Source organism: Pseudomonas sp. R45(2017) (assembly GCF_002112305.1).
GTDB classification, from domain to species: Bacteria; Pseudomonadota; Gammaproteobacteria; order Pseudomonadales; family Pseudomonadaceae; genus Aquipseudomonas; species Aquipseudomonas paraglycinae.
Window position 1 is genome coordinate 108,019 of the sequence record NZ_NEHH01000007.1, and the last position, 22,785, is coordinate 130,803.

A 22,785-nucleotide genomic window follows, 5' to 3' on the forward strand; every position below is an offset into this window, starting at 1 on the left:
ACATGGTTCAGCGTGTTAATGCGGGCGACGGAGAATTGACGGCACTCTCGCGTCCCGGCGTCTTGACCGGGGTCGGTGCAGTTTGTGTGCCAGCACGCTTCAACGCGGCATCCGGTTGCGCATGGGCGGTTCCGGTGCCGGTCAGGCTGCGGCGCACATCAAGATTGCGCGACACCACCAGCACCACACGACGGTTCTTCGCCCGGCCTTCGGCGGTGGCGTTGTTGGCCACCGGCTGGAATTCGCCGTAGCCCACCGACGCCATGCGGCCAGGGTTGACACCCTGCATCGCCAGCATGCGCACGATGCTCGCCGAACGCGCCGAGGACAGTTCCCAGTTGGTCGGGTACTGCGCCGTGCGGATCGGTTGATCGTCGGTGAAGCCTTCGACGTGGATCGGGTTGTCGAACGGTTTGAGAATCGCTGCGACCTTGTCGATGATGTTGAACGCGATATCGCTGGGCATCGCATCACCGCTGCCGAACAACAGGCTGGAGTTGAGTTCGATCTCGACCCACAGCTCGTTGCCGCGCACGGTCATCTGGTTCGAGGAGATCAGGTCACCGAACGCGGCGCTGATGTCATCGGCGATGCTTTTCAGCGGATCGCTGGCCCCGGCGATGCCGGCGTCAACCTGTTCGGCGTCCTTGACCAGCGGCTTGGCCGGGGTCACGGTCTTCGGTCGTTCTTCACCGATCGGGATCGGCTTGAGCGCGCGGTCGGAGTCGGTGAAGACCCCGATCAGCGCTTCGGAGATGATCTTGTACTTGCCTTCGTTGATCGACGAGATGGAGTACATCACCACGAAGAAGGCAAAGAGCAAGGTAATGAAGTCGGCGTAGGAAACCAGCCAACGTTCATGGTTTACGTGCTCTTGATGCTGGCGACGACGTGCCATGAGGTTAGTCCCTTAATCCATGAAGCCCTGAAGCTTCAACTCGATGGAGCGTGGGTTTTCACCTTCAGCGATCGACAAGATCCCTTCCAACAACATTTCGCGATAACGCGACTGTCGCAACGCGATTGACTTGAGCTTGGCGGCCACCGGCAACAGGATCAGGTTGGCACTGGCTACACCGTAGATGGTAGCGACGAACGCGACCGCAATACCGTTGCCCAGTTGCGACGGATCGGCCAGGTTGCCCATCACGTGGATCAGGCCCATCACCGCACCGATGATGCCGATGGTCGGCGCGTAGCCGCCCATGCTTTCAAACACTTTGGCCGCTTCGACATCGCGGGCTTCCTGAGTGTAGAAATCCACTTCGAGGATGCTGCGGATCGCTTCCGGCTCGGCGCCGTCGACCAGCAGTTGCAGGCCTTTGCGCGAGTAGGCGTCGGGCTCGGCATCCGCCACGCCTTCCAGGCCCAGCAGGCCTTCCTTGCGCGCGGTGAGGCTCCAGTTGACCACGCGGTCGATACCGCCGGCCAGATCCACACGCGGCGGGAAAAAGATCCAGGCCAGAATCTGCATGGCGCGCTTGAACGCGCTCATCGGCGATTGCAGCAGCGCGGCACCGACGGTGCCACCGAGCACGATCAGCGCCGCCGGGCCGTTGGCCAGCGCGCCGAGGTGACCACCTTCCAGGTAGTTGCCGCCGATGATGGCGACGAACGCCATGATGATCCCGATAAGGCTTAGAACATCCATCAGACGCATGCCTCGACGATGTGCTTGCCGATATCGTCCAGGCTGTACACCGCGTCGGCGAGGTCAGCTTTGACGATGGCCATCGGCATGCCGTAGATCACGCAACTGGCTTCGTCCTGAGCCCAGACCGTGCTGCCGCCCTGCTTGAGCAGGCGTGCACCCTCGCGGCCATCGGCGCCCATGCCGGTCAGTACCACCGCCAGAACTTTGTCACTGTAGGACTTGGCTGCAGAACCGAAGGTGATGTCCACGCACGGCTTGTAGTTCAGACGCTCGTCGCCCGGCAGGATTTTCACCGCGCCACGGCCATCGATCATCATCTGCTTGCCACCCGGCGCCAGCAGCGCCAGGCCCGGACGCAGGATGTCGCCATCCTCGGCTTCCTTGACGCTGATGCGGCACAGCTTGTCCAGACGTTCGGCGAAGGCCTTGGTGAAGGCTGCCGGCATGTGCTGGATCAGCACGATCGGTGCCGGGAAGTTGGCCGGCAACTGGGTCAGAACCCGTTGCAGCGCTACCGGGCCGCCGGTCGATGTACCAATCGCCACAAGCTTGTAGTTTTTGCGTTTCGGGGCCGGCGACGAAGCGCTGGCCGCTGGCGCGCGAGTCGGTGCAGGCGCAGGTGCCGGACGGGCCGGAGCACTGTGGCTGCCAAAGCTCGACGGCGCTGCTGCCGGAGTCGGCGCAGGTGCAGGTGTAGCGGCAGGCGCCGGCGCACTGTAGGCACTGAAACGACGGTTACTGCGCGAGATGCTGTGAACCTTCTCGCACAGCAGTTGCTTGACCTTCTCCGGATTGCGGGAGATGTCTTCGAAATTCTTCGGCAGGAAATCCACCGCGCCGGCATCCAGCGCATCCAGGGTGACCCGGGCGCCTTCGTGCGTCAGCGAGGAGAACATCAACACCGGGGTCGGGCAGCGCTGCATGATGTGCCGCACGGCCGTGATGCCATCCATCATCGGCATCTCGTAGTCCATGGTGATCACGTCCGGCTTGAGGGCCAGGGCCTGATCGATCGCCTCTTTACCGTTGGTTGCCGTGCCGACAACCTGGATGCTCGGATCCGCTGAAAGAATTTCCGAGACGCGGCGGCGGAAAAAACCCGAATCGTCCACCACCAGGACTTTGACTGCCATAAACACTCCATTAGGTGCGGCGGGACGTTGTCGCCCCGCCGCCCCGGATTCAAATACGCCGTGCGGCGTAACGCTTGAGCATGCTCGGAACATCGAGAATCAGTGCAATGCGGCCGTCACCGGTGATGGTGGCGCCGGACATGCCCGGAGTTCCCTGGAGCATCTTGCCCAATGGCTTGATGACCACTTCTTCCTGGCCGACCAGTTGATCGACGACGAAGCCGATCCGCTGGGTGCCCACCGAAAGGATCACCACATGGCCTTCGCGCTGCTCTTCGTGAGCGGCAGAGCTGACCAGCCAGCGCTTGAGGTAGAACAATGGCAGCGCCTTGTCCCGCACGATCACCACTTCCTGGCCGTCCACCACGTTGGTGGTCGACAGGTCGAGGTGGAAGATTTCGTTGACGTTCACCAGCGGGAACGCGAACGCCTGGTTGCCGAGCATCACCATCAGGGTCGGCATGATCGCCAGCGTCAGCGGCACCTTGATGACGATCTTCGAGCCCTGGCCCTTGGTCGAGTAGATGTTGATCGAACCGTTGAGCTGGGAAATCTTGGTCTTCACCACGTCCATGCCGACACCGCGGCCGGACACGTCGGAGATCTCGGTCTTGGTCGAGAAACCCGGGGCGAAAATCAGGTTGTAGCACTCGGTGTCGCTCAGGCGATCGGCGGCATCTTTGTCCATCACACCGCGTTTCACGGCGATGGCGCGCAGGACGTTCGGGTCCATGCCCTTGCCATCGTCGGAGATCGACAGCAGGATGTGGTCGCCTTCCTGCTCGGCCGCCAGAATCACCTTGCCGCCACGGGCCTTGCCCGAAGCTTCACGTTCTTCCGGCGACTCGATGCCGTGGTCAACCGCGTTGCGCACCAAGTGGACCAGCGGGTCGGCCAGTGCCTCGACGAGGTTCTTGTCGAGGTCGGTCTCTTCGCCCACCAGTTCCAGGTTGATCTCTTTCTTGAGCTGGCGTGCCAGGTCGCGAACCAGACGCGGGAAGCGGCCGAAGACTTTCTTGATCGGCTGCATCCGGGTCTTCATGACCGCGGTCTGCAAGTCGGCGGTGACCACGTCGAGGTTCGACACGGCCTTCTGCATCGACTCGTCGCCGCTGTTCAAGCCCAGGCGCACCAGACGGTTACGCACCAGTACCAGCTCGCCGACCATGTTCATGATTTCGTCGAGACGTGCAGTGTCCACACGCACGGTGGTCTCGGCTTCGCTCGCCGGTTTTTCCGGTGGCGGCGTCGCCGGTGCACGGGCCGGAGCCGGTGCCGCAGCGGCAGCCGGTTTGGCCGGTTCGGCTTTCGGCTCAGGCGCTTTCGCAGCAGGTTTTGCCGCAGCGGCCGGGGCCTTCGCAGCAGGCGCCGCGACAGCCGAAGCATTGCCGGCAGTCACGACCGCACCGGTGGCGACGTCAGTGAACTTGCCTTTGCCATGCAGATCGTCGAGCAGCGATTCGAACTCGTGATCGCTGATCAGATCGCTACCGGCCGCAGCCGCTGCCGGAGCAGCCGTTGCAGGAACCGAAGCAATCGCCGACTCCAGCGCATCAACGGCAAAGTTGCCCTTGCCGTGCAACTGATCGAGCAAGGCCTCGAATTCGTCGTCGGTGATGTCCGAGCTGTCGCCCGCCGCCGGAGCAGCAGGTGCAGCGGCCGCCGGTGCCACGGCGTCGGCCGCGAACTGGCCTTTGCCATGCAACTGGTCGAGCAGCGACTCGAACTCGGCGTCGGTGATTTCATCGCTGGCCGCTTCGGTGGAAGCAGGTGCAGCGGCAGCCGCCGGGGCTTCGGCTTCGGCCTTGACGGCGTTCAGCGAGTCCAGCAACTGTTCAAATTCGTTATCGGTGATGTCACCCGAATCACCTTCGACGACCAGTTCTTCGATCATCTCGGCGACAGGCGAAGCCGGGGCTTCATCCGCCGATTGCGGTTCGGCCAGACGCGCCAGGGCGGCCAGCAGTTCCGGGGTGGCGGCGGTGATCGGGCTGCGATCGCGGACTTCGCTGAACATGCTGTTCACCGCGTCCAGCGCTTCGAGCACCACGTCCATCAGTTCTGCATCGACGCGTCGTTCACCCTTGCGCAGGATGTCGAACACGTTTTCGGCGATGTGACAGCACTCCACCAGCTCGTTGAGCTGAAGGAAGCCGGCGCCCCCTTTTACAGTGTGGAAACCGCGAAAAATTGCGTTGAGCAGATCTGCGTCATCCGGGCGGCTTTCCAGCTCGACCAGTTGTTCGGACAGTTGCTCAAGAATCTCGCCGGCCTCAACCAGGAAATCCTGAAGGATCTCTTCATCGGCGCCGAAGCTCATTAATGGGGTGCTCCTACAGGTCTAAAAACCCAAAAAAACTCAAAATCCAAGGCTGGATAGCAAATCGTCCACATCGTCCTGACCGGACACAACGTCTTCTCGTTTATCGGCATGAATCTGCGGACCTTCACCCTGCGAGAGATGTTTTTGTGGATCTTTTTCAGCAAGCATCGCCGCACGGTCATGTTCGATGCCCGCAAAGCGGTCCACCTGGCTGGCCATGAGCACGAGCTTGAGCAGGTTGCTTTCGACTTCGGTGACCAATTGGGTCACGCGCTTGATCACCTGGCCTGTGAGGTCCTGGTAATCCTGGGCGAGCAGAATGTCGTTCAGATTGCTCGACACCGCGCGGTTGTCCGCGCTGCTGCGTGCCAGAAAACCGTCGACCCGGCGCGCCAGTTCACGGAACTCTTCAGCCCCGACCTCACGGCGCATGAAGCGGCCCCAATCGGCGCTCAAGGCCTGGGCTTCGTCAGCCAGGCCATTGACCACAGGGGTCGCGCTTTCCACCAGATCCATGGTGCGGTTGGCGGCAGCTTCGGTCAGTTTGACCACGTAGCTCAGGCGCTCGGTAGCGTCGGTGATTTGCGACACTTCCTCAGCCTGCGGCATGTGCGGATCGATCTGGAAATTGACGATCGCACTGTGCAGTTCACGCGTGAGCTTGCCCACTTCCTGGTACAGGCCACGGTCACGGGTCTGATTGAGCTCATGGATCAGTTGCACAGCGTCGCCGAACTTGCCTTTTTCAAGGCTCTCGACCAGTTCGACCGCGTGTTTTTTCAGGGTCGACTCAAAATCGCCCTGTGAAGATTCGTTATGCTCCATAGCTCCCCCGCGCGTTCATCAGCCGATGCGTTCGAAAATCTTCTCGATTTTTTCTTTCAACGCCTGGGCCGTGAAAGGTTTGACCACGTAGCCGTTAACGCCGGCCTGGGCCGCTTCGATGATCTGCTCGCGCTTGGCTTCAGCGGTCACCATCAGCACTGGCAGGTGCTTGAGCTTTTCATCGGCACGCACGTGGCGCAGCAGGTCGATACCGGTCATGCCGGGCATGTTCCAGTCGGTCACCAGAAAGTCGATGCTGCCGCTGTTGAGTACCGGAATGGCAGTGGTGCCATCGTCGGCTTCAACGGTGTTGGTGAACCCCAGATCACGCAACAGGTTCTTGATGATCCGCCGCATCGTTGAGAAGTCATCAACGATGAGGATTTTCATGTCTTTGTTCAATTCGACCTCCAAGCAGTCTTAAACGCGCCCAGCACCTGGACGCGCCATTTCAATCAATCCGGCAAAACACTCGATGACTGTCTGGAGCACAACAGATCGAGACCGGTGCCGTTCACCACCGCACCAGCCTCGTTCGCAGTGTCCCCACACTGCCTTCAGCGCGCTCGCCACTCCCCCAAACGCCCCCGCAAGCGGGCCGCGCACTGGCTGTGTAACTGGCTGACCCGCGATTCACTGACGCCAAGGACTTCACCGATCTCCTTGAGGTTCAGCTCTTCGTCGTAGTACAGCGCCAACACCAGTCGCTCACGCTCCGGCAAATTGGCAATCGCGTCCGCCAGCGCGGCCTGGAAACGTTCGTCTTCCAGATCGCGCGACGGCTCCAGATGAGCACTGGCGCCATCCTCGTGCAGCCCTTCGTGTTCGCCGTCCTGCAACAGGTCGTCGAAACTGAACAGCCGGCTGCCCAGGGTGTCGTTCAAAATCCCGTAGTAATCGTCGAGACTCAATTGGAGTTCGGCCGCAACTTCGTGATCTTTAGCGTCACGGCCGGTTTTAGCTTCAATCGAGCGAATCGCGTCGCTGACCATACGGGTATTGCGGTGAACCGAGCGCGGTGCCCAATCCCCTTTTCGGACTTCATCGAGCATCGCACCACGGATCCGGATGCCCGCGTACGTTTCAAAACTGGCGCCCTTGCTGGCGTCGTATTTGGTCGAGACTTCGAGCAGGCCGATCATCCCGGCCTGGATCAGGTCTTCGACCTGCACACTGGCCGGCAATCGCGCCAGCAAGTGGTAGGCGATGCGTTTGACCAGTGGCGCGTAACGCTCGATCAGCTCGTACTGCGCGTCACGCGCCGACTTCTTGTAGAAATTCATACCGCTGGCGGTCATAGCACAGGTCCTGCCGTTTGCTGCACGAGGCGCTCGACGAAAAATTCGAGGTGGCCGCGCGGGTTGGCGGGCAGCGGCCAGGTGTCGACCTTCTGTGCGATCGCCTTGAACGCCAGTGCGCACTTGGAACGCGGGAAGGCTTCATAGACCGCACGCTGCTTCTGCACCGCCTTGCGCACGCTTTCGTCGTAGGGCACCGCGCCGACGTATTGTAGGGCGACGTCGAGGAAGCGATCCGTGACCTTGGTCAACTTGGCGAACAGATTGCGACCTTCCTGCGGGCTCTGGGCCATGTTGGCCAGGACGCGGAAACGATTCATGCCGTAATCGCGGTTCAGCAGTTTGATCAGCGCGTAGGCGTCGGTGATCGAGGTCGGCTCGTCACAGACCACCAGCAACACTTCCTGGGCTGCGCGAACGAAACTGACTACCGAGTCACCAATACCCGCAGCGGTGTCGATCACCAGTACGTCGAGATTGTCGCCGATGTCGCTGAACGCCTGAATCAGGCCGGCATGCTGGGCCGGGCTCAGGTGAACCATGCTCTGGGTGCCGGACGCGGCCGGCACGATGCGGATTCCGCCGGGGCCTTGCAACAGCACGTCGCGCAGCTCGCAGCGGCCTTCGATCACGTCGGCCAGGGTGCGTTTGGGTGTGAGGCCCAGCAGAACGTCGACGTTCGCCAGCCCCAGGTCGGCGTCCAGCAGCATGACCCGACGGCCAAGCTCTGCCAGCGCCAGGGACAAGTTCACTGACACATTAGTCTTGCCGACGCCACCTTTGCCGCCGGTCACCGCGATCACCTGTACGGGATGCATGCTGCCCATGTTATTTCTTTACCTTGTCTTGCATAGACGGAGGCCACATTACTGGCTGCGCGTTCACAACCGGAACAATGCATGGCAGACCATCGATGTAGGTACAAAAACGGTTCATTACCTCAGCCAACCTGCTTGGTCGGACTGTGGTAGATATCAGCGAACATGTCAGCCATGGCTTCTTCGCTGGGTTCTTCCTGCATTTGCACGCTGACGGCGCGGCTGACCAGTTGATGACGGCGCGGCAGATGCAGATCATCCGGAATCCGTGGGCCGTCGGTCAGGTAGGCGACCGGCAGTTCATGACTGATCGCCAGGCTCAGCACTTCGCCAAGGCTGGCCGTCTCATCCAGTTTAGTCAGGATGCAGCCGGCCAGCCCGCAACGCTTGTAACTGTGATAAGCGGCGGTTAGAACCTGTTTCTGGCTGGTGGTTGCCAGGACCAGATAATTTTTTGAGCGAATGCCACGACCGGCCAGACTTTCCAGCTGCATGCGCAGGGCCGGATCGCTGGCTTGCAGGCCGGCGGTATCGATCAGCACCACGCGTTTGCGCAGCAGTGGATCCAGCGCCTGCACCAGGGACTGGCCCGGATCGACGTGGGTCACCGACACATTGAGGATGCGGCCCAGTGTCTTGAGCTGCTCCTGTGCGCCGATACGGAAACTGTCCATGCTCACCAGCGCGATGTTCTGCGCGCCGTACTTGAGCACGTAGCGGGCGGCCAGTTTGGCCAGCGTGGTGGTCTTGCCCATGCCGGCAGGACCGACCATGGCAATCACCCCACCCTCTTCCAGCGGCTCGACTTCCGGTACGGAAATCATTCGTGCCAGGTGCGCCAGCAGCATGCGCCAGGCCTGACGCGGTTCGTCGATCTCGGTGATCATCGACAGCAGATCACGGGACAACGGGCCGGACAAACCGATGCGTTGCAGACGACGGTACAGATTGGCCTGGGCCGGACGGCTGCCTTGCAGCTGGTTCCAGGCCAGGGTGCCGAGTTGCACTTCCATCAGTTCGCGCAGGCTGTTGAGCTCGAAACGCATCGAGTCCAGAGCACGCGGGTCGACGCCAGCGGAAACCGCTGCAGGCGCCGGTGCAGGACGGGCCGGAGCTTCGTAGGTCGGTTCGGTCAGCGGCTCGGCAGCGGTCAGCGGCAGGCCGGCCGTCAACGGCAGCCCGGCGAACAACTGGCGATTGGTGTTGCCGTCGGCTTCGCCACGCAGGCTCAGCTCGGCCTGGGCGGTGACGATGCGCGACTGGGTCTTGCGCAGCTCATCCTCGAGTTCCATGTTCGGAACACGCGGGGCCAGCGCCGACAGTTTGTAATCGAGCGCCGCCGTCAGCTCGACGCCGCCGGCAATGCGGCGGTTGCCAATGATGGCGGCATCAGCGCCCAGCTCATCACGAACCAGCTTCATGGCCTGACGCATATCGGCGGCGAAAAAACGCTTAACTTGCATAAACCACTACCTCAGCCGTTGGGCCCTACTGTCGCAACGATGGTCACTTGCTTGTTGTCCGGAATTTCCTGGTAGGCCAGCACATGCAGTCCGGGAACTGCCAGGCGACCAAAGCGCGAGAGCATCGCGCGTACCGGGCCTGCTACCAACAGGATCACCGGCTGACCTTGCATTTCCTGGCGCTGCGCCGCTTCGATCAGCGAACGCTGCAGCTTCTCGGCCATGCTCGGCTCCAGCAGAACGCCCTCTTCCGAGCCTTGTCCTGCCTTCTGCAGACTATTGAGCAATATTTGTTCCAACCTTGGCTCCAGCGTGATAACTGGCAGCTCCGACTCAGTCCCTACAATGCTTTGGACGATGGCGCGGGATACGCCGACCCGCACAGCGGCCACCAAAGCGGCGGTATCTTGACTCTTGGCGGCATTGTTGGCGATGGCTTCGGCAATGCTGCGGATATCGCGCACCGGCACGTGCTCGGCCAGCAACGCCTGCAACACCTTGAGCAGTTGCGACAGCGTGACCACGCCCGGCACCAGCTCTTCGGCCAGTTTCGGCGAGCTCTTGGCCAGCAATTGCATCAATTGCTGCACTTCTTCGTGGCCGATCAGCTCGCTGGAGTGCTTGTACAGAATCTGGTTCAAGTGGGTCGCAACCACGGTGCTGGCATCGACCACGGTGTAACCGAGCGATTGCGCCTGGGCACGCTGGCTGACCTCGATCCACACCGCCTCCAGGCCGAAAGCCGGATCTTTGGCGGTAATGCCGTTGAGCGTGCCGTAGACCTGCCCCGGGTTGATCGCCAGTTCGCGATCCGGGTAGATCTCGGCCTCGGCCAGGATCACGCCCATCAGGGTCAGGCGATAGGCGCTCGGCGCCAGGTCGAGGTTGTCGCGGATGTGCACGGTCGGCATCAGGAAGCCCAGATCCTGCGAGAGTTTCTTGCGCACGCCCTTGATCCGCGCCAGCAATTGCCCGCCCTGGTTGCGGTCCACCAACGGAATCAGACGGTAGCCGACTTCCAGGCCGATCATGTCGATCGGGGTCACGTCGTCCCAGCCCAGCTCCTTGGTTTCCATGGCGCGGGCTGGCGACGGCAGCAGTTCCTGTTGACGCTTGACCTCTTCCAGCGCGATGACCTTGGCCACGTTCTGCTTCTTCCAGAACAGGTAAGCGCCACCGGCAGCCAGCGCAGCCATGGTCAGGAACGAGAAGTGCGGCATGCCCGGCACCAGGCCCATGACCGCCATCAGACCGGCAGCCACCGCCAGCGCTTTCGGCGAGGCGAACATCTGGCGATTGATCTGCTTGCCCATGTCTTCCGAACCGGAAGCACGGGTCACCATGATCGCTGCAGCTGTAGATAACAACAGTGATGGCAATTGCGCCACTAAACCGTCACCGATGGTCAGCAAGGCGTAAACCTTGCCCGCGTCAGCGAACGTCATGTTGTGCTGGAAGATACCGACGGCCATACCGCCGATCAGGTTGATGAACAGAATCAGCAGACCGGCGATGGCGTCACCGCGTACGAACTTGCTGGCACCGTCCATCGAACCGTAGAACTCGGCCTCCTGGGCCACTTCCTGACGACGGGCCTTGGCCTGCGCCTGGTCGATCAGACCGGCATTGAGGTCGGCGTCGATCGCCATTTGCTTGCCGGGCATCGCATCGAGGGTGAAACGCGCGCTCACTTCGGAGATCCGGCCGGCACCCTTGGTTACCACGACGAAGTTGATGATCATCAGGATCGCGAAGACCACGATACCGACCACGTAGTTACCGCCGATCACCACCTCACCGAAAGCCTGGATCACCTTACCGGCGGCGGCGTGGCCGTCCTGACCGTGGAGCATCACCACCCGCGTCGACGCCACGTTCAGCGCCAGCCGCAACAGCGTCGCCACCAGCAGGATGGTCGGGAACACCGCGAAATCCAGCGGCCGCAAGGCGTATACGCAGACCAGCAGCACGACGATCGACAGGGCAATGTTGAAGGTGAAGAACACGTCGAGCAGGAACGGCGGCACCGGCAACATCATCATCGCCAGCATGACCAGCAGCAACAGCGGCACACCCAGATTGCCTCGACTGAGGTCGGCAACATTCGAGCGAGCAGTGTTGAATAACTGAGAGCGATCCACCGGTTTTCCCCGTTCCTTTAAAGCAAACTTTTGACGCCCGAAGCGGGCGCATGGCGGCTACTGCAAGAAGCCTTCCAACTTTTGCCGATGATTGAAACAGAGGGGTTCGGGCGTGGTTTTTCTGCTGGGCGGGATGTTTCCTTCGCAAGAGTTCAGCAAAAAGCGCCTTTTAAACTCAGGTGTTTAAAAGACACCTTCAGACACGCCTTACAGGCTACGAATCCTTGCGCCGTTGCCTACAGCTACGCCAGAATCCGCCGGCTTGTGCGCTGTGGGGTCGGGTTCTATTGTGGATCTGTCGCTGACGAATCAGCGATCGGGTTTAGCGACCCGGACTATCTCAGTGCATCAGCGTTCATGGCTTCGTTGCGGGACTCTTCGTCCGCAATTACGTTATGGCGGCTGTATGCGGGAGACCTTTGGGTCTACCGGGGTGCCTGAGACCGGTTCGCTAACCTGCGTACAGCTGCCACCTTCACTTGTTTAGCGACAGGCGAGAGTGGCTCCATAACTCAGGAGCTTCACCATGATCAAACCAACACCCAACCCACCCGAAACCGATCCCGCCTCGCCCTACGAATCCGCCGATTCCAGAAAGCTTCACGAAGCCGCCGACCGCGCCCTCGATCACTATCTCTGCCCGCCCGGCTCCACGCCACCACCGCGCAAGAACCGCAGAATGTACGCCGTCACCGCGGACTTCAAAAACGAAGAGCTGCTGGTCGAGCTCTGCGAAACCCTCGCTTCCGCCAGAACCATCGCCAATGACTTCGCCCACCTCATGCCCGCCGCGCAGCGCAGGACACTGACGGGCATCGGGCAACTGATCATGCTCGGGGAGCTAACAGCGAATCGGGTGCTGAATAATCTGGAAATACCGCAGTCGCCGAACCCTGTGTAAAGGCTTGAGTGATATGTCGTGATTGCTGACGCCTTCGCGGGCAACACAGATCATCGGGCATAAAAAACCGCCACCGGATTCAACCGGATGGCGGTTTTTTTTGCTTCATCACCATCACGAATCGCGCCGCAAATCCGGCGGGATCGGCAGATCGTCCTTGAGCGGTTCCGGGAACTTGCCCTTGCCCGCGCGGTGCTGGCGGATCTGGTAGACGTAAGCCAAAACCTGAGCGACCGCCAGGTACAGGCCGCCGGGGATTTCTTCTTCCAGCTCCGTGGAGTAATAGATCGAACGCGCCAGCGCTGGCGATTCGAGGAGCATGACGTTGTTGGCCACGGCAATTTCGCGAATCTTCAGCGCCAGGAAGTCGCTGCCCTTGGCCAGCAGCATCGGCGCCCCGCCCTTCTCGGCGTCGTACTTGAGCGCCACGGCGTAGTGGGTCGGGTTGGTGATGACCACGTCGGCATCCGGAATCGCCGCCATCATCCGCCGCTGCGACATCTCGCGCTGGACCTGGCGAATCCGTTGTTTGACCTCCGGCCGACCTTCCTGGTCCTTGTGCTCGTCGCGCACTTCCTGCTTGGTCATCTTGAGCTTCTTGATGCTCTCCCAGATCTGCACGGGTACATCGACGGCCGCGATGATGATCAAACCGCAGGCTAACCACAGAGAGCTCCAGCCCACCAGTTGCAAGCTGTGAATGATCGCCCGATCCAGCGGCTCGTGGGCGATGCGCAGCAGGTCATCGATGTCCGAATTGAGCACCACCAGCGCCACACCCAGCGTGATGAGGAACTTGGCCAGCGCCTTGAGCAGCTCGACCACGGCCTTCATCGAGAACATCCGCTTGAGGCCTGCCGCCGGGTTCATCCGGCTGAACTTGGGGGCCAGCGAACCGGCGGCGAACAGCCAGCCGCCCAGCGCGATCGGCCCGAGGAAAGCCGCCAGCAACAGGGTGATCATGATCGGCTGAATCGCCAGCAATGCCTGCAATCCGGAGCTCATCAGAAACGTCGCCATGGAGCGCTCGTCCATGATCACTTCCCGCGACAGCGTGAAGTTCTGGCGCATCAGGTCCATCAATTCCTGCGCCAGCATCCCGCCAAAAATCAGCAGCGCGGCAGAGCCGGCGAGCATGATCGCCAGGGTGTTGAGCTCCTTGGAGCGCGCAATCTCACCCTTTTCCCGGGAGTCCTTTTTGCGCTTCTCCGTGGGGTCTTCTGTTTTGTCCTGACCGCTTTCGCTCTCAGCCATGACTCAGCGCGCCTTTGCCAGTTCGCGTAAAAACTGCAGGGCCTCAGTAGCCAGCGGTTGATACTGATTGAGAATGTCCGCCAACCCGACCCAGACAATGAACAGGCCGAGCACCAGGGTCAGCGGAAAGCCGATGGAGAAAATGTTGAGCTGTGGCGCGGCGCGGGTCATCACACCAAACGCGATGTTGACCACCAGCAGCGCGGTGACTGCCGGCAGCACCAGCAACAACGCGGCGCCCAGCACCCAGCCGAGTTTGCCGGCCAGTTCCCAGTAATGCGTGGTCATCAACCCGCCGCCGACCGGCAGCGTGGTGAAGCTCTCGGTGAGCACTTCGAAGACCACCAGGTGCCCGTTCATCGACAGGAACAGCAAGGTCACCAGCATCGTGAAGAACTGCCCGATCACCGCCACCGACACACCGTTGGTGGGGTCGATCATCGACGCGAAGCCCATGCCCATCTGGATCGCGACGATCTGCCCGGCCACCACGAAAGCTTGAAAGAACAATTGCAGCGAGAAACCCAGCACCGCGCCAACGAGAATCTGCTCGGCGATCAGCAGCAGGCCGCTGAGGTCCAGCGGGCTGACCGCCGGCATCGGCGGCAGGTTGGGCGTGATCACCACGGTGATCGCGAAGGCGAAATACAGACGGATCCGCCGGGGCACCAGCGTGGTTCCGAAGACCGGCATTACCATCAACATCGAGGCGACGCGAAACAGCGGCAGCATGAACGTCGCCACCCAGGTACTGATCTGGGTGTCGGTCAGCTGAAGCAGCGATTGCATGGCTTAGCCGATGACCATCGGAATGTTTTTGTACAACTGGGTGATGTATTCCATGAACGTCTGCACCAGCCACGGGCCGGCGACGATCAGCGTGACCAGCATCACCAGCAGACGCGGCAGGAAGCTCAGGGTCTGTTCGTTGATCTGGGTGGCAGCCTGGAACATCGACACCAGCAGGCCCACCAGCAGACTCGGCACCACCAGAATCGCCACCATCATGGTGGTCAGCCACAGGGCTTCACGAAAGATGTCGACCGCTACTTCTGGCGTCATGGCGATACACCTCCGAAACTGCTGGCCAGGGTGCCGATGATCAGCGCCCAGCCATCCACCAGCACGAACAGCATGATTTTGAACGGCAGGGAAATGATCAGCGGCGACAACATCATCATACCCATCGCCATCAGCACGCTCGCGACCACCAGGTCGATGATCAGGAACGGAATGAAGATCATGAAGCCGATCTGGAACGCGGTCTTCAGTTCAGACGTCACGAAGGCCGGCACCAGAATGGTCAGCGGCGCAGCATCCGGCGTCGCGATGTCGGTACGCTTGGACAGGCGCATGAACAGCTCCAGATCGCTGGAGCGGGTCTGGGCGAGCATGAAGTCCTTGATCGGCACCTGAGCCTTTTCCACCGCCTGCTGGGCCGTCAGCTTTTCCGCGAGGTACGGCTGCAAGGCATCGTTGTTCACGCGATCGAACACTGGCGCCATGATGAACAGCGTCAGAAACAGCGCCATGCCGGTGAGGATCTGGTTCGACGGTGTCTGCTGCAAGCCCAGGGCCTGACGCAGGATCGAGAAGACGATGATGATCCGGGTGAAACTGGTCATCAGGATGACGGCGGCCGGAATGAAGCTCAGCGCCGTCATGATCAGCAGGATCTGCAGGCTGACCGAATACTCCTGCGCGCCCTCGGCGTTGGTGCCCAGGGTGATCGCCGGGATCGACAACGGATCGGCGGCGAATGCCAGCGGCGCGGCCAACATCAAGGCCAGGGTCAAGACGATGCGCAACGCACCCATTACTTCTTATCCTTCTGATCCTTGCCGAGGATCTTCAACAGATGCTGGGCAAATTCCGGAGTCGCTTTGTCGGCGGTGCTCGGCACCTCGACCGGCTCTTTGAGCACGTGCAACGCAGTGATGGTTCCGGGGCTGAGACCGAGCAGAATCTGCTCGTTGCCGACCTGCACCAGCATCAGACGGTCACGCGGCCCGAGCGCGCGGGAACCGATCAGCTCGATCACCTGGCCCTTGCCGGCGGGACCTGCCTGCTGCACCCGGCGCAACAGCCAGGCGAGGAAGAAGATCAACCCCAGCACCAGCAACAAACCCAGCACCAGTTGCGTCAGCTGTCCGGCCACGCCGCTGTTGACGGCCGGCGCAGCAGTGGCCGCAGTTGCCGCCACCGGCTCGGCCGCCAGCACGCTGAACGGCAAGGCCAGCGCCAGACCGAACAAAGCCCCCAGAACCTTTTTCACTCAGCGCAGCTTCTTGATGCGTTCGCTCGGGCTGATCACGTCAGTCAGACGGATGCCGAACTTTTCGTTGACCACAACCACTTCACCGTGGGCGATCAGGGTGCCGTTGACCAGCACGTCCAGCGGCTCGCCGGCCAGACGATCGAGCTCGATCACCGAACCCTGGTTGAGTTGCAGCAGGTTGCGGATGTTGATGTCGGTGCTGCCCACTTCCATCGAGATCGACACCGGAATGTCGAGGATCACGTCCAGGTTCGGACCGTCGAGGGTCACCGGATCGTTGTTCTTCGGCACGCTGCCGAACTCTTCCATCGGCAGACGGTTGGAGCTCGAAGCACCTGCATCGGCGGCCAGCAGCGCGTCGATGTCGGCCTGCCCGGCTTCACCGGTTTCTTCCAGGGCGGCAGCCCATTCATCGGCCAGTGCCTGATCGTCCTGGGTGTTCATATCGTCGTTCATCATTTGTCCTCGGCGGGCAAAAAACCGGTAAAAGAATCAGGGAGTGAGGGCGCCGCTTCAGCGGCGCTCGATCGGCTCGATAACCTGCAACGCAAGATTGCCTTTGTGCGAGCCCATCTTGACCTTGAAGGCCGGCACGCCGTTGGCGCGCATGATCATGTCTTCCGGCATCTCGACCGGAATCACGTCACCCGGCTGCATGTGCAGGATGTCGCGCAGTTTCAACTGGCGGCGAGCCACGGTGGCACCGATCGGCACGTCGACATCCAGCACGTCCTGGCGCAGGGCATTGACCCAGCGTTCGTCCTGGTCGTCGAGATCCGACTGGAAACCGGCGTCGAGCATTTCGCGCACCGGTTCGATCATCGAGTACGGCATGGTCACGTGCAGATCGCCGCCACCGCCGTCGAGTTCGATGTGGAACGTGGAGACCACGATCGCTTCGCTCGGGCCGACGATGTTGGCCATGGCCGGGTTCACTTCCGAGTTGATGTACTCGAAGTTGACTTCCATGATCGCCTGCCAGGCTTCTTTCAAATCGACGAACGCCTGCTCCAGCACCATGCGCACCACGCGCAGTTCGGTCGGGGTGAATTCACGCCCTTCGATCTTGGCGTGACGGCCATCGCCGCCGAAGAAGTTGTCCACCAGTTTGAACACCAGTTTGGCGTCGAGGATGAACAGCGCGGTGCCGCGCAGGGGTTTGATCTTGACCAGGTTGAGGCTGGTCGGCACGTACAGCGAGTGCACGTATTCGCCGAACTTCATCACCTGTACGCCACCGACGGCAACGTCCGCCGAGCGGCGCAGCATGTTGAACATGCTGATGCGGGTGTAGCGGGCAAAACGCTCGTTGATCATTTCCAGAGTCGGCATGCGTCCACGGACGATGCGATCCTGGCTGGTCAGGTCGTAGCTTTTGACACTGCCGGGTTCGGCAGCGTTATCGGTCTGTACCAGACCATCGTCGACACCATGCAACAGCGCGTCGATTTCATCCTGGGACAGCAGATCCTGCACGGCCATGTCGTGTTCCTACTGCAGTACGAAATTAGTGAAAAGCAACTGTTCGATCACCACTTTGCCCAGCTCTTTCTGCGCCACTTCCTGGACGCTGGCTGTGGCCTTCTGGCGCAACATCTCTTGACCGACCGGGGTCGCCAGCGTGGCGAAATCCTGACCGGAGAAGAGCATCACCAGGTTGTTGCGGATCACCGGCATGTGCACTTTGAGCGCTTCCAGATCCGCCTGATTGCGCGCCAGCATGGTGATGCTCACCTGCATGTAGCGCTGACGGCCGTTCTGGTTGTAGTTGGCCACGAAGGCCGGCGCCATCGGCTCGAAAATCGCCGGTTGCTTGCCGACCGGGGCCGCTTCGGCCGCCGCCTCGGGCTTGCTCTGGGCACTGTGCATGAAGAACCAGGTCGCCCCCACAGATGCGCCGATGGCCAGCAGCAACCCGAGCACGATCGCAATGATCATCTTGAGTTTGCCTTTGGTTGCGGGGTCTTTTACTGCTGCAGCTTCGCTCTTCGCCATGCCAATAATCCGTCACTAATCGGGTTTTCACAGTCGCACGGCAAGGCAAGAGCAAGTGTTATGCCAGAAGTGTAGGTAGTAGCGGAGACAACGCTGAAGTCAAAAGCAACCCTCACCCCAGCCCTCTCCCGGAGGGAGAGGGAGCCGATCGAGTTGTCTTGTTGTGATATATCGACCTGAGGCACCGAGTCGACTTGGATTCAGCCCAAACAATCAGGTTAGCGAGCATCTCAAGCATCCCCAATCAGTTCCCTCTCCCTCCGGGAGAGGGCTAGGGTGAGGGGCTTTTGATTTGATCAGGCGTAGTAGTCGACGGCGCTGGAGCCGATCACGTGAGTGGCGGTGGCCGCGGCTTCAGCGACAGCCGTCGGGGTCAACTCTTCTTCAGCCGAATCCAGGCGACCGCCGGCAGCGCTGGTGCGACCACTCTGCCCCTGCTGCGCCTGTTCCTGGCCTTGGCCCTGCCAGCCACGATTCTGGTCGGACACGTTGACGTCGACCTGCCCCATGCCTTGCTGATTGAACATGTCCCGCAGGCGGTGCATCTGACCGTCGAGGGCTTCACGCACGCTCGGATGCGCGCTCATGAAGGTCACCTGGGTCTGCTGGTCCGGGACCATGTTCACCCGGATATCCAGACGTCCGAGCTCGGCCGGTTGCAACTGGATGTCAGCCGCCTTCAGGTTGTTGCTCGACAGGTACATGACCCGGTTGACCACTTCTTCGGTCCAGCCGTTCTGGTGCATGGCAATCGGCTGGTTCACCGGCACCGCGTTGGCGGTTTTCGGCGTGGCAGCCTGGGTCAGCGCCGCCAGACGGTTGGCGAAATCATCGACACGAGTGTCGCTTGTGGCGGTCTTCAGGTCTTTCAGGCCGTCATCGATCAGGCCGCTGAACGCCTTCTCACCGCCCTGACTGGTGCTGTCCTTGTCAGCCTGCACATCGAGCATGCTGGCCATGCCGGCAGCGAAGGTCTGCGCCGAGGTCAATTCGCCGTCAGCCTGAGTCTGGGCCGGGGTGGCCTTGGGCTGGGACTGACTGGAAGCGGAAATGTGACCACTCTGCTCCATGGCCATGCGCACGGCAGGCAGCGAATCCAGCGGATCCGCCTCGGGGTCGAAAGCAGGATCAGTGGCCGGCGCCGGATCCTTGACCATACCCGGCAATGCCGCCACGGCAGGTTGATCGGTTTCCGGTTTCGCAGCGGTATCGACGACAGGGGTGGCGGCTACCGGTGCGGTAACGACAGGTTCTACCGCCGCCACCAGTGCCGGATCCACCGGTGCTGTGTCGACAACAGGAGTCGTTGCGGTATCGGCAGTCTCATCATCAGTAGCGGTCTTGTCGTCCGTTGCCGCCGTCGCCGATTTGTCGGCGGGCAAGGCTTTGCCGCTATCGGCAACCGCCGGCTCCGGGGCGGCAGACTGATCCTTGCCGAGGTCTTTCTTGCCGCTGTTGTCAGCCACCTTGTCACGGGCAGGCTTTGCCGAATTGTCGACGCTCACCGAGGGCTTGTTCGGGCCTTGATCGGCGAACACCTGAGCGAAGCTGGAGGCCTTGTCCCCGGGCTCTGCGGCCACTGCCGATGATTTGGACGAGGCAGCTTGCGCCTTGGCCTGGGCGGCGGTCTGAAGAAGAATGTTGGGGCTTGCAGGCATGGCACGGTCTCCGCTGCACTGGGATCGTAGGTACAGTTGGGATAGATGACTGCAAGTGCCGGGCCAGTTTCGTCAGAATTCCGGCAAAACCGCCCGACGGCAGGATCAGTGGGTCAGCGAGCGCTGCCGCTCGGCGACATAAACGGGCCGCACATCGGCGAATTCGCTATGGATGTCGGCGACCAGTTTGATGATTTCAGAAGGGCTTTTGTCTTTGGCATGCTGTTCCAGCTCCTGGCACAGCACCGCAAGACGGGTCGCACCCATGTTGCTGCTGCTGCCCTTGAAGCTGTGCGCAACGGAAGACAATGCGTCGGCATCGGCAGTCTGCTGCAACTCCCGCAGGCGATTTTCGGAATCGGCGAGAAAGGTATCCAGCAGTTCCGGATAGCTGTCTTCCATCACTTCCCGCAGCACGCTTAGCGCTTCGTGGTCCACATGTGTATCAGCCACTTGTTCACTCCTTGATCAAGAATGCGCGGATTATGCCAGAGCCTCCCAGAAAAACTCCACGCGAGCACTGCGACCATCGTCGGACCAGCTGGCATTACGCGCCAATTGCCGGATCAGACTGACTCCGCGCCCCGACAGACGGACACCGTCGAGCGGCCGCTCCATCACGCGCGAGACATCGAATCCCTGGCCGCTGTCTTCGACCCGCACCACCAGACAACCGCCCTCACCTTCCGGCCGCACCTGCAAATGCACGCGCACGTAACCGTCCTGCAAGGCCTCGAGGCGCGCATTGCGCTGCTCATAATAACGGGCGAAACCCGATGCATCGCGCTTGAGGCTCGAATCCAGGCCCAGCACGCCATGCTCCAGCGCGTTGGAATAAAGCTCGGCCAGCACGCTGTAAAGTGCGCCACTCTGCGCCCGCAATCCATGCACCTCAAGCAGCAACTGCAACAGGTAAGGCAACGGATTGAAGCGCTTGAGCGTGACGCCGCGAAATTCGAAGCTCACCGACCAGTCCAGCGGACAGGACTGGCCACTGTCGGAATACACCGGCGCCGACGGATTAACCTGCGCCATCTCCAGCAGGCTGACCTCGACCATGCTCACATCGTCCCGGGCCTCACCGCGAAAGTCCTGCAACGCCTGCTCGATGTCCTCGAACAGCCGATCCGGCTGGCGATTGGCGGCGAACACCTGGTGCAAGCGCTCGACACCAAACAACTGATCGTTGGCATCGCAGGTGTCGATGACCCCGTCGGAGAGCAGAAACACCCGATCACCCACCGCCATCGAGTGAACCTCGGTGCGGTCATCGAAGGTCTGCGGGCTGAGCACACCCAGCGGCAGATGCCGAGCCGCCAGCGGCTTGCGCTCCCCGGTAGCCAGGCAATGCAGATAACCGTCGGGCATGCCGCCGTTCCAGACTTCCACCGAGCGCCGCTGAAAGCTCAGGCACAACAACGTCGCACAGCAGAACATGTCCACCGGCAGGATGCGCTTGAGCTTGGCGTTCATTTCCCGAAGGGTCTCGGCCAGGCCGTAACCCTTGGCAGTCATGCCATAGAACACCTCGGCCAGCGGCATGGCGCCGACCGCCGCCGGCAAGCCGTGACCGGTGAAGTCACCGAGCAACACATGCATGTCGCCGGCCGGGGTGTACGCTGCCAACAGCAGGTCGCCATTGAACAGCGCATAGGGTGATTGCAGGTAACGGATGTTTGGCGCGCTCAGGCAACCGGAATGCGCGACCTTGTCGAATACAGCCTTGGCGACCCGCTGCTCGTTGAGCAGATAGTCGTGATGCTTGGCGATCAGGTCGCGTTGCTGAAGAACCGTGGCCTGCAAACGCCGCAAGCGATCCATCGCCTTGATTTTGGCGGCGAGAATCACCTGGTTGTAGGGCTTCGCCAGAAAGTCGTCACCGCCAGCCTCAAGGCAGCGGGCCAGCGCTTCACTTTCCGTCAGCGACGTGAGGAAGATGATCGGCACCAGATTCTCACCCGCCAGGTTCTTGATCTGGCGTGCGGCTTCGAACCCGTCCATCACCGGCATCATGGCGTCCATCAGCACCAGATGCGGCTTTTGTCGGATAAATGCCTCGACCGCCTCCGCACCGTGGGTGGCCGTCAGCACTTCATGCCCCTGACGACGGACGATGGTCGACAACAACAGCCGGTCAGCGGCGCTGTCTTCGGCAATCAGGATCGTCAGCGGCTCTTGCGGCTGCATGGCCGTCAACTGATGTCGAACAGTTTGTCGAAGTTGGAGATGGCGAGGATTTTCTTCACGTCGGAACTGCTGTTGACCACGCGGATTTCCGAGTCGTCACCGCCGACATGATCACGCAGCAGAAGCAGCATGCCGAGCGCCGAACTGTCGAGATAGGTCGCCTCTTTGAGGTCGACAATCACCGATTCGGGCTGCTCTTTTTCGTAGGATTGGCGAAATTCCTGATGCTTGGCGAAATCGAATCGCCCCTTGACCGAAATCGTCAGTTTTTTCTTGTCCGCAGACACTTCTGTAACGACTGACATGTACTGGCTTCCTTGTCATTTGACGAACCTGTACAAGGTTTAGCACCTGAAGGGGCCATGGGCAAGGCGCGATGGCGTCGGGATCTGTGCGAGATCTGCCCGTCAAAACGCCTCGTGGCGCGGCAAACGCTGGGACAACTCGTCCAGCAGCTTCTGTTCGCGCTTGTCTTCGGCGCGCTGCGCTTCATCCAGATAACGTTGTACAAGCTTGCGCAGACCTTCGACCCGGGCGAATGCCTGCTGCCAGGCATCGCGGGCCTTGTCCAGATTGTTCTGGTGCCATTGCAGGCTTTGACGCTGCTGATCGACGGCGGTGTCGAGCTGCGCCAGAAAGCCCTGAAAACCCAGCAGCCACTGCCCGGACACGCCCGTGCTGCCGCGTACGATCCACTGCTCGGAGTAATCCAGACGAAAGGCATGCAAGTCGGCGAGCTTGCTCTCGGCCACCTTCACCTGCCCCTGAAAGTAACCCAGGCGTTGCACGGCGGTTTTCTCGGCCTTCTCGGCCATGTCCACCACTGGCGCCAGACGCGCGGCTCGACTCAGGGCCAT

General features: G+C 61.1%; 24 protein-coding genes. 1 reads left to right on the plus strand and 23 read right to left on the minus strand.

Going from position 1 to position 22,785, the window contains the following annotated elements; all coding sequences use genetic code 11:
• Window positions 1–7 precede the first annotated feature (7 nt).
• The 10 genes from motD to flhA all read right to left on the minus strand — a co-directional run bounded on the left by motD (window position 8) and on the right by flhA (window position 11,655).
• A complete protein-coding gene (gene motD, locus CAF74_RS17310; RefSeq protein WP_085747099.1) occupies window positions 8–898 on the minus strand; it encodes a flagellar motor protein MotD in 891 nt (296 codons plus the stop codon).
• Between the two features lie 12 nt (window positions 899–910).
• Window positions 911–1,651 (minus strand): flagellar motor protein, encoded by a 741-nt coding sequence (locus tag CAF74_RS17315; protein WP_064600715.1) that lies wholly within the window; start codon window positions 1,649–1,651, stop codon window positions 911–913.
• On the minus strand, window positions 1,651–2,787 hold the full coding sequence (locus CAF74_RS17320; RefSeq protein WP_085747100.1) for a chemotaxis response regulator protein-glutamate methylesterase: 1,137 nt from the start codon (window positions 2,785–2,787) through the stop codon (window positions 1,651–1,653). Before CAF74_RS17320 ends, CAF74_RS17315 begins: the two co-directional genes overlap by 1 nt.
• A gap of 49 nt (window positions 2,788–2,836) precedes the next feature.
• On the minus strand, window positions 2,837–5,107 hold the full coding sequence (locus CAF74_RS17325) for a chemotaxis protein CheA (RefSeq protein ID WP_085605806.1): 2,271 nt from the start codon (window positions 5,105–5,107) through the stop codon (window positions 2,837–2,839).
• Window positions 5,108–5,146: 39 nt separating this feature from the next.
• Window positions 5,147–5,935 carry a protein phosphatase CheZ gene (locus CAF74_RS17330; protein ID WP_085747101.1) on the minus strand — a complete coding sequence of 263 codons (789 nt, stop codon included), beginning with the start codon at window positions 5,933–5,935 and terminating at the stop codon, window positions 5,147–5,149.
• Between the two features lie 18 nt (window positions 5,936–5,953).
• Window positions 5,954–6,325, minus strand: coding sequence for a chemotaxis response regulator CheY (locus CAF74_RS17335; protein WP_003183998.1), 372 nt, complete (start codon window positions 6,323–6,325; stop codon window positions 5,954–5,956).
• Between the two features lie 167 nt (window positions 6,326–6,492).
• Entirely contained in the window at window positions 6,493–7,233 is a 741-nt protein-coding gene (fliA, locus tag CAF74_RS17340; protein WP_011333070.1) for an RNA polymerase sigma factor FliA, read from the minus strand.
• Entirely contained in the window at window positions 7,230–8,060 is an 831-nt protein-coding gene (gene fleN / locus CAF74_RS17345; RefSeq protein ID WP_003222917.1) for a flagellar synthesis regulator FleN, read from the minus strand. The genes fliA and fleN overlap by 4 nt, the downstream gene beginning before the upstream one ends.
• A gap of 113 nt (window positions 8,061–8,173) precedes the next feature.
• A complete protein-coding gene (gene flhF, locus CAF74_RS17350) occupies window positions 8,174–9,514 on the minus strand; it encodes a flagellar biosynthesis protein FlhF (RefSeq protein ID WP_085747102.1) in 1,341 nt (446 codons plus the stop codon).
• 11 nt (window positions 9,515–9,525) lie between these two features.
• Window positions 9,526–11,655, minus strand: coding sequence for a flagellar biosynthesis protein FlhA (flhA, locus tag CAF74_RS17355; protein ID WP_085747103.1), 2,130 nt, complete (start codon window positions 11,653–11,655; stop codon window positions 9,526–9,528).
• 526 nt (window positions 11,656–12,181) lie between these two features.
• Here flhA and CAF74_RS17360 point away from each other — a divergent pair.
• Window positions 12,182–12,556, plus strand: a complete 375-nt coding sequence (locus CAF74_RS17360; protein ID WP_085747104.1) for a DUF6124 family protein — start codon at window positions 12,182–12,184, stop codon at window positions 12,554–12,556.
• A gap of 114 nt (window positions 12,557–12,670) precedes the next feature.
• Here CAF74_RS17360 and flhB read toward each other — a convergent pair whose 3' ends face one another.
• The 13 genes from flhB to fliJ all read right to left on the minus strand — a co-directional run bounded on the left by flhB (window position 12,671) and on the right by fliJ (window position 22,785).
• Window positions 12,671–13,810 (minus strand): flagellar biosynthesis protein FlhB, encoded by a 1,140-nt coding sequence (gene flhB, locus CAF74_RS17365; protein ID WP_085747105.1) that lies wholly within the window; start codon window positions 13,808–13,810, stop codon window positions 12,671–12,673.
• 3 nt (window positions 13,811–13,813) lie between these two features.
• On the minus strand, window positions 13,814–14,599 hold the full coding sequence (gene fliR / locus CAF74_RS17370) for a flagellar biosynthetic protein FliR (RefSeq protein ID WP_085611525.1): 786 nt from the start codon (window positions 14,597–14,599) through the stop codon (window positions 13,814–13,816).
• A gap of 3 nt (window positions 14,600–14,602) precedes the next feature.
• A complete protein-coding gene (gene fliQ, locus CAF74_RS17375) occupies window positions 14,603–14,872 on the minus strand; it encodes a flagellar biosynthesis protein FliQ (RefSeq protein WP_007951951.1) in 270 nt (89 codons plus the stop codon).
• Entirely contained in the window at window positions 14,869–15,627 is a 759-nt protein-coding gene (gene fliP, locus CAF74_RS17380) for a flagellar type III secretion system pore protein FliP (RefSeq protein ID WP_039765605.1), read from the minus strand. Before fliP ends, fliQ begins: the two co-directional genes overlap by 4 nt.
• The gene (gene fliO / locus CAF74_RS17385) at window positions 15,627–16,085 is read right to left on the minus strand and encodes a flagellar biosynthetic protein FliO (RefSeq protein ID WP_085747106.1); all 459 of its coding nucleotides are present in this window, start codon (window positions 16,083–16,085) and stop codon (window positions 15,627–15,629) included. The genes fliP and fliO overlap by 1 nt, the downstream gene beginning before the upstream one ends.
• Window positions 16,086–16,544 carry a flagellar motor switch protein FliN gene (fliN, locus tag CAF74_RS17390; RefSeq protein WP_007951948.1) on the minus strand — a complete coding sequence of 153 codons (459 nt, stop codon included), beginning with the start codon at window positions 16,542–16,544 and terminating at the stop codon, window positions 16,086–16,088.
• Window positions 16,545–16,601: 57 nt separating this feature from the next.
• Entirely contained in the window at window positions 16,602–17,570 is a 969-nt protein-coding gene (gene fliM / locus CAF74_RS17395) for a flagellar motor switch protein FliM (protein WP_003222890.1), read from the minus strand.
• Between the two features lie 9 nt (window positions 17,571–17,579).
• The gene (fliL, locus tag CAF74_RS17400) at window positions 17,580–18,083 is read right to left on the minus strand and encodes a flagellar basal body-associated protein FliL (protein WP_007951946.1); all 504 of its coding nucleotides are present in this window, start codon (window positions 18,081–18,083) and stop codon (window positions 17,580–17,582) included.
• Window positions 18,084–18,379: 296 nt separating this feature from the next.
• Entirely contained in the window at window positions 18,380–19,741 is a 1,362-nt protein-coding gene (locus tag CAF74_RS17405) for a flagellar hook-length control protein FliK (protein ID WP_085747107.1), read from the minus strand.
• Between the two features lie 105 nt (window positions 19,742–19,846).
• Entirely contained in the window at window positions 19,847–20,194 is a 348-nt protein-coding gene (locus CAF74_RS17410) for an Hpt domain-containing protein (RefSeq protein WP_085747108.1), read from the minus strand.
• A gap of 30 nt (window positions 20,195–20,224) precedes the next feature.
• Complete coding sequence (locus CAF74_RS17415) at window positions 20,225–21,928, minus strand: fused response regulator/phosphatase (protein WP_085747109.1); 1,704 nt, start codon at window positions 21,926–21,928, stop codon at window positions 20,225–20,227.
• Between the two features lie 5 nt (window positions 21,929–21,933).
• Window positions 21,934–22,233 carry an STAS domain-containing protein gene (locus tag CAF74_RS17420; protein ID WP_011333053.1) on the minus strand — a complete coding sequence of 100 codons (300 nt, stop codon included), beginning with the start codon at window positions 22,231–22,233 and terminating at the stop codon, window positions 21,934–21,936.
• A 102-nt stretch (window positions 22,234–22,335) separates the two neighbouring features.
• The gene (fliJ, locus tag CAF74_RS17425) at window positions 22,336–22,785 is read right to left on the minus strand and encodes a flagellar export protein FliJ (RefSeq protein WP_007951935.1); all 450 of its coding nucleotides are present in this window, start codon (window positions 22,783–22,785) and stop codon (window positions 22,336–22,338) included.

Excerpts from the sequence above, each read along its gene's own strand:
- motD (WP_085747099.1), bottom strand. The coding sequence starts at position 898 with ATGGCACGTCGTCGCCAGCATCAAGAGCACGTAAACCATGAACGTTGG.
- CAF74_RS17315 (WP_064600715.1), bottom strand. The coding sequence starts at position 1,651 with ATGGATGTTCTAAGCCTTATCGGGATCATCATGGCGTTCGTCGCCATC.
- CAF74_RS17320 (WP_085747100.1), bottom strand. The coding sequence starts at position 2,787 with ATGGCAGTCAAAGTCCTGGTGGTGGACGATTCGGGTTTTTTCCGCCGC.
- CAF74_RS17325 (WP_085605806.1), bottom strand. The coding sequence starts at position 5,107 with ATGAGCTTCGGCGCCGATGAAGAGATCCTTCAGGATTTCCTGGTTGAG.
- CAF74_RS17330 (WP_085747101.1), bottom strand. The coding sequence starts at position 5,935 with ATGGAGCATAACGAATCTTCACAGGGCGATTTTGAGTCGACCCTGAAA.
- CAF74_RS17335 (WP_003183998.1), bottom strand. The coding sequence starts at position 6,325 with ATGAAAATCCTCATCGTTGATGACTTCTCAACGATGCGGCGGATCATC.
- fliA (WP_011333070.1), bottom strand. The coding sequence starts at position 7,233 with ATGACCGCCAGCGGTATGAATTTCTACAAGAAGTCGGCGCGTGACGCG.
- fleN (WP_003222917.1), bottom strand. The coding sequence starts at position 8,060 with ATGGGCAGCATGCATCCCGTACAGGTGATCGCGGTGACCGGCGGCAAA.
- flhF (WP_085747102.1), bottom strand. The coding sequence starts at position 9,514 with ATGCAAGTTAAGCGTTTTTTCGCCGCCGATATGCGTCAGGCCATGAAG.
- CAF74_RS17360 (WP_085747104.1), top strand. The coding sequence starts at position 12,182 with ATGATCAAACCAACACCCAACCCACCCGAAACCGATCCCGCCTCGCCC.
- flhB (WP_085747105.1), bottom strand. The coding sequence starts at position 13,810 with ATGGCTGAGAGCGAAAGCGGTCAGGACAAAACAGAAGACCCCACGGAG.
- fliR (WP_085611525.1), bottom strand. The coding sequence starts at position 14,599 with ATGCAATCGCTGCTTCAGCTGACCGACACCCAGATCAGTACCTGGGTG.
- fliQ (WP_007951951.1), bottom strand. The coding sequence starts at position 14,872 with ATGACGCCAGAAGTAGCGGTCGACATCTTTCGTGAAGCCCTGTGGCTG.
- fliP (WP_039765605.1), bottom strand. The coding sequence starts at position 15,627 with ATGGGTGCGTTGCGCATCGTCTTGACCCTGGCCTTGATGTTGGCCGCG.
- fliN (WP_007951948.1), bottom strand. The coding sequence starts at position 16,544 with ATGAACGACGATATGAACACCCAGGACGATCAGGCACTGGCCGATGAA.
- fliM (WP_003222890.1), bottom strand. The coding sequence starts at position 17,570 with ATGGCCGTGCAGGATCTGCTGTCCCAGGATGAAATCGACGCGCTGTTG.
- fliL (WP_007951946.1), bottom strand. The coding sequence starts at position 18,083 with ATGGCGAAGAGCGAAGCTGCAGCAGTAAAAGACCCCGCAACCAAAGGC.
- CAF74_RS17405 (WP_085747107.1), bottom strand. The coding sequence starts at position 19,741 with ATGCCTGCAAGCCCCAACATTCTTCTTCAGACCGCCGCCCAGGCCAAG.
- CAF74_RS17415 (WP_085747109.1), bottom strand. The coding sequence starts at position 21,928 with ATGCAGCCGCAAGAGCCGCTGACGATCCTGATTGCCGAAGACAGCGCC.
- CAF74_RS17420 (WP_011333053.1), bottom strand. The coding sequence starts at position 22,233 with ATGTCAGTCGTTACAGAAGTGTCTGCGGACAAGAAAAAACTGACGATT.
- fliJ (WP_007951935.1), bottom strand. The coding sequence starts at position 22,785 with ATGGCCCTGAGTCGAGCCGCGCGTCTGGCGCCAGTGGTGGACATGGCC.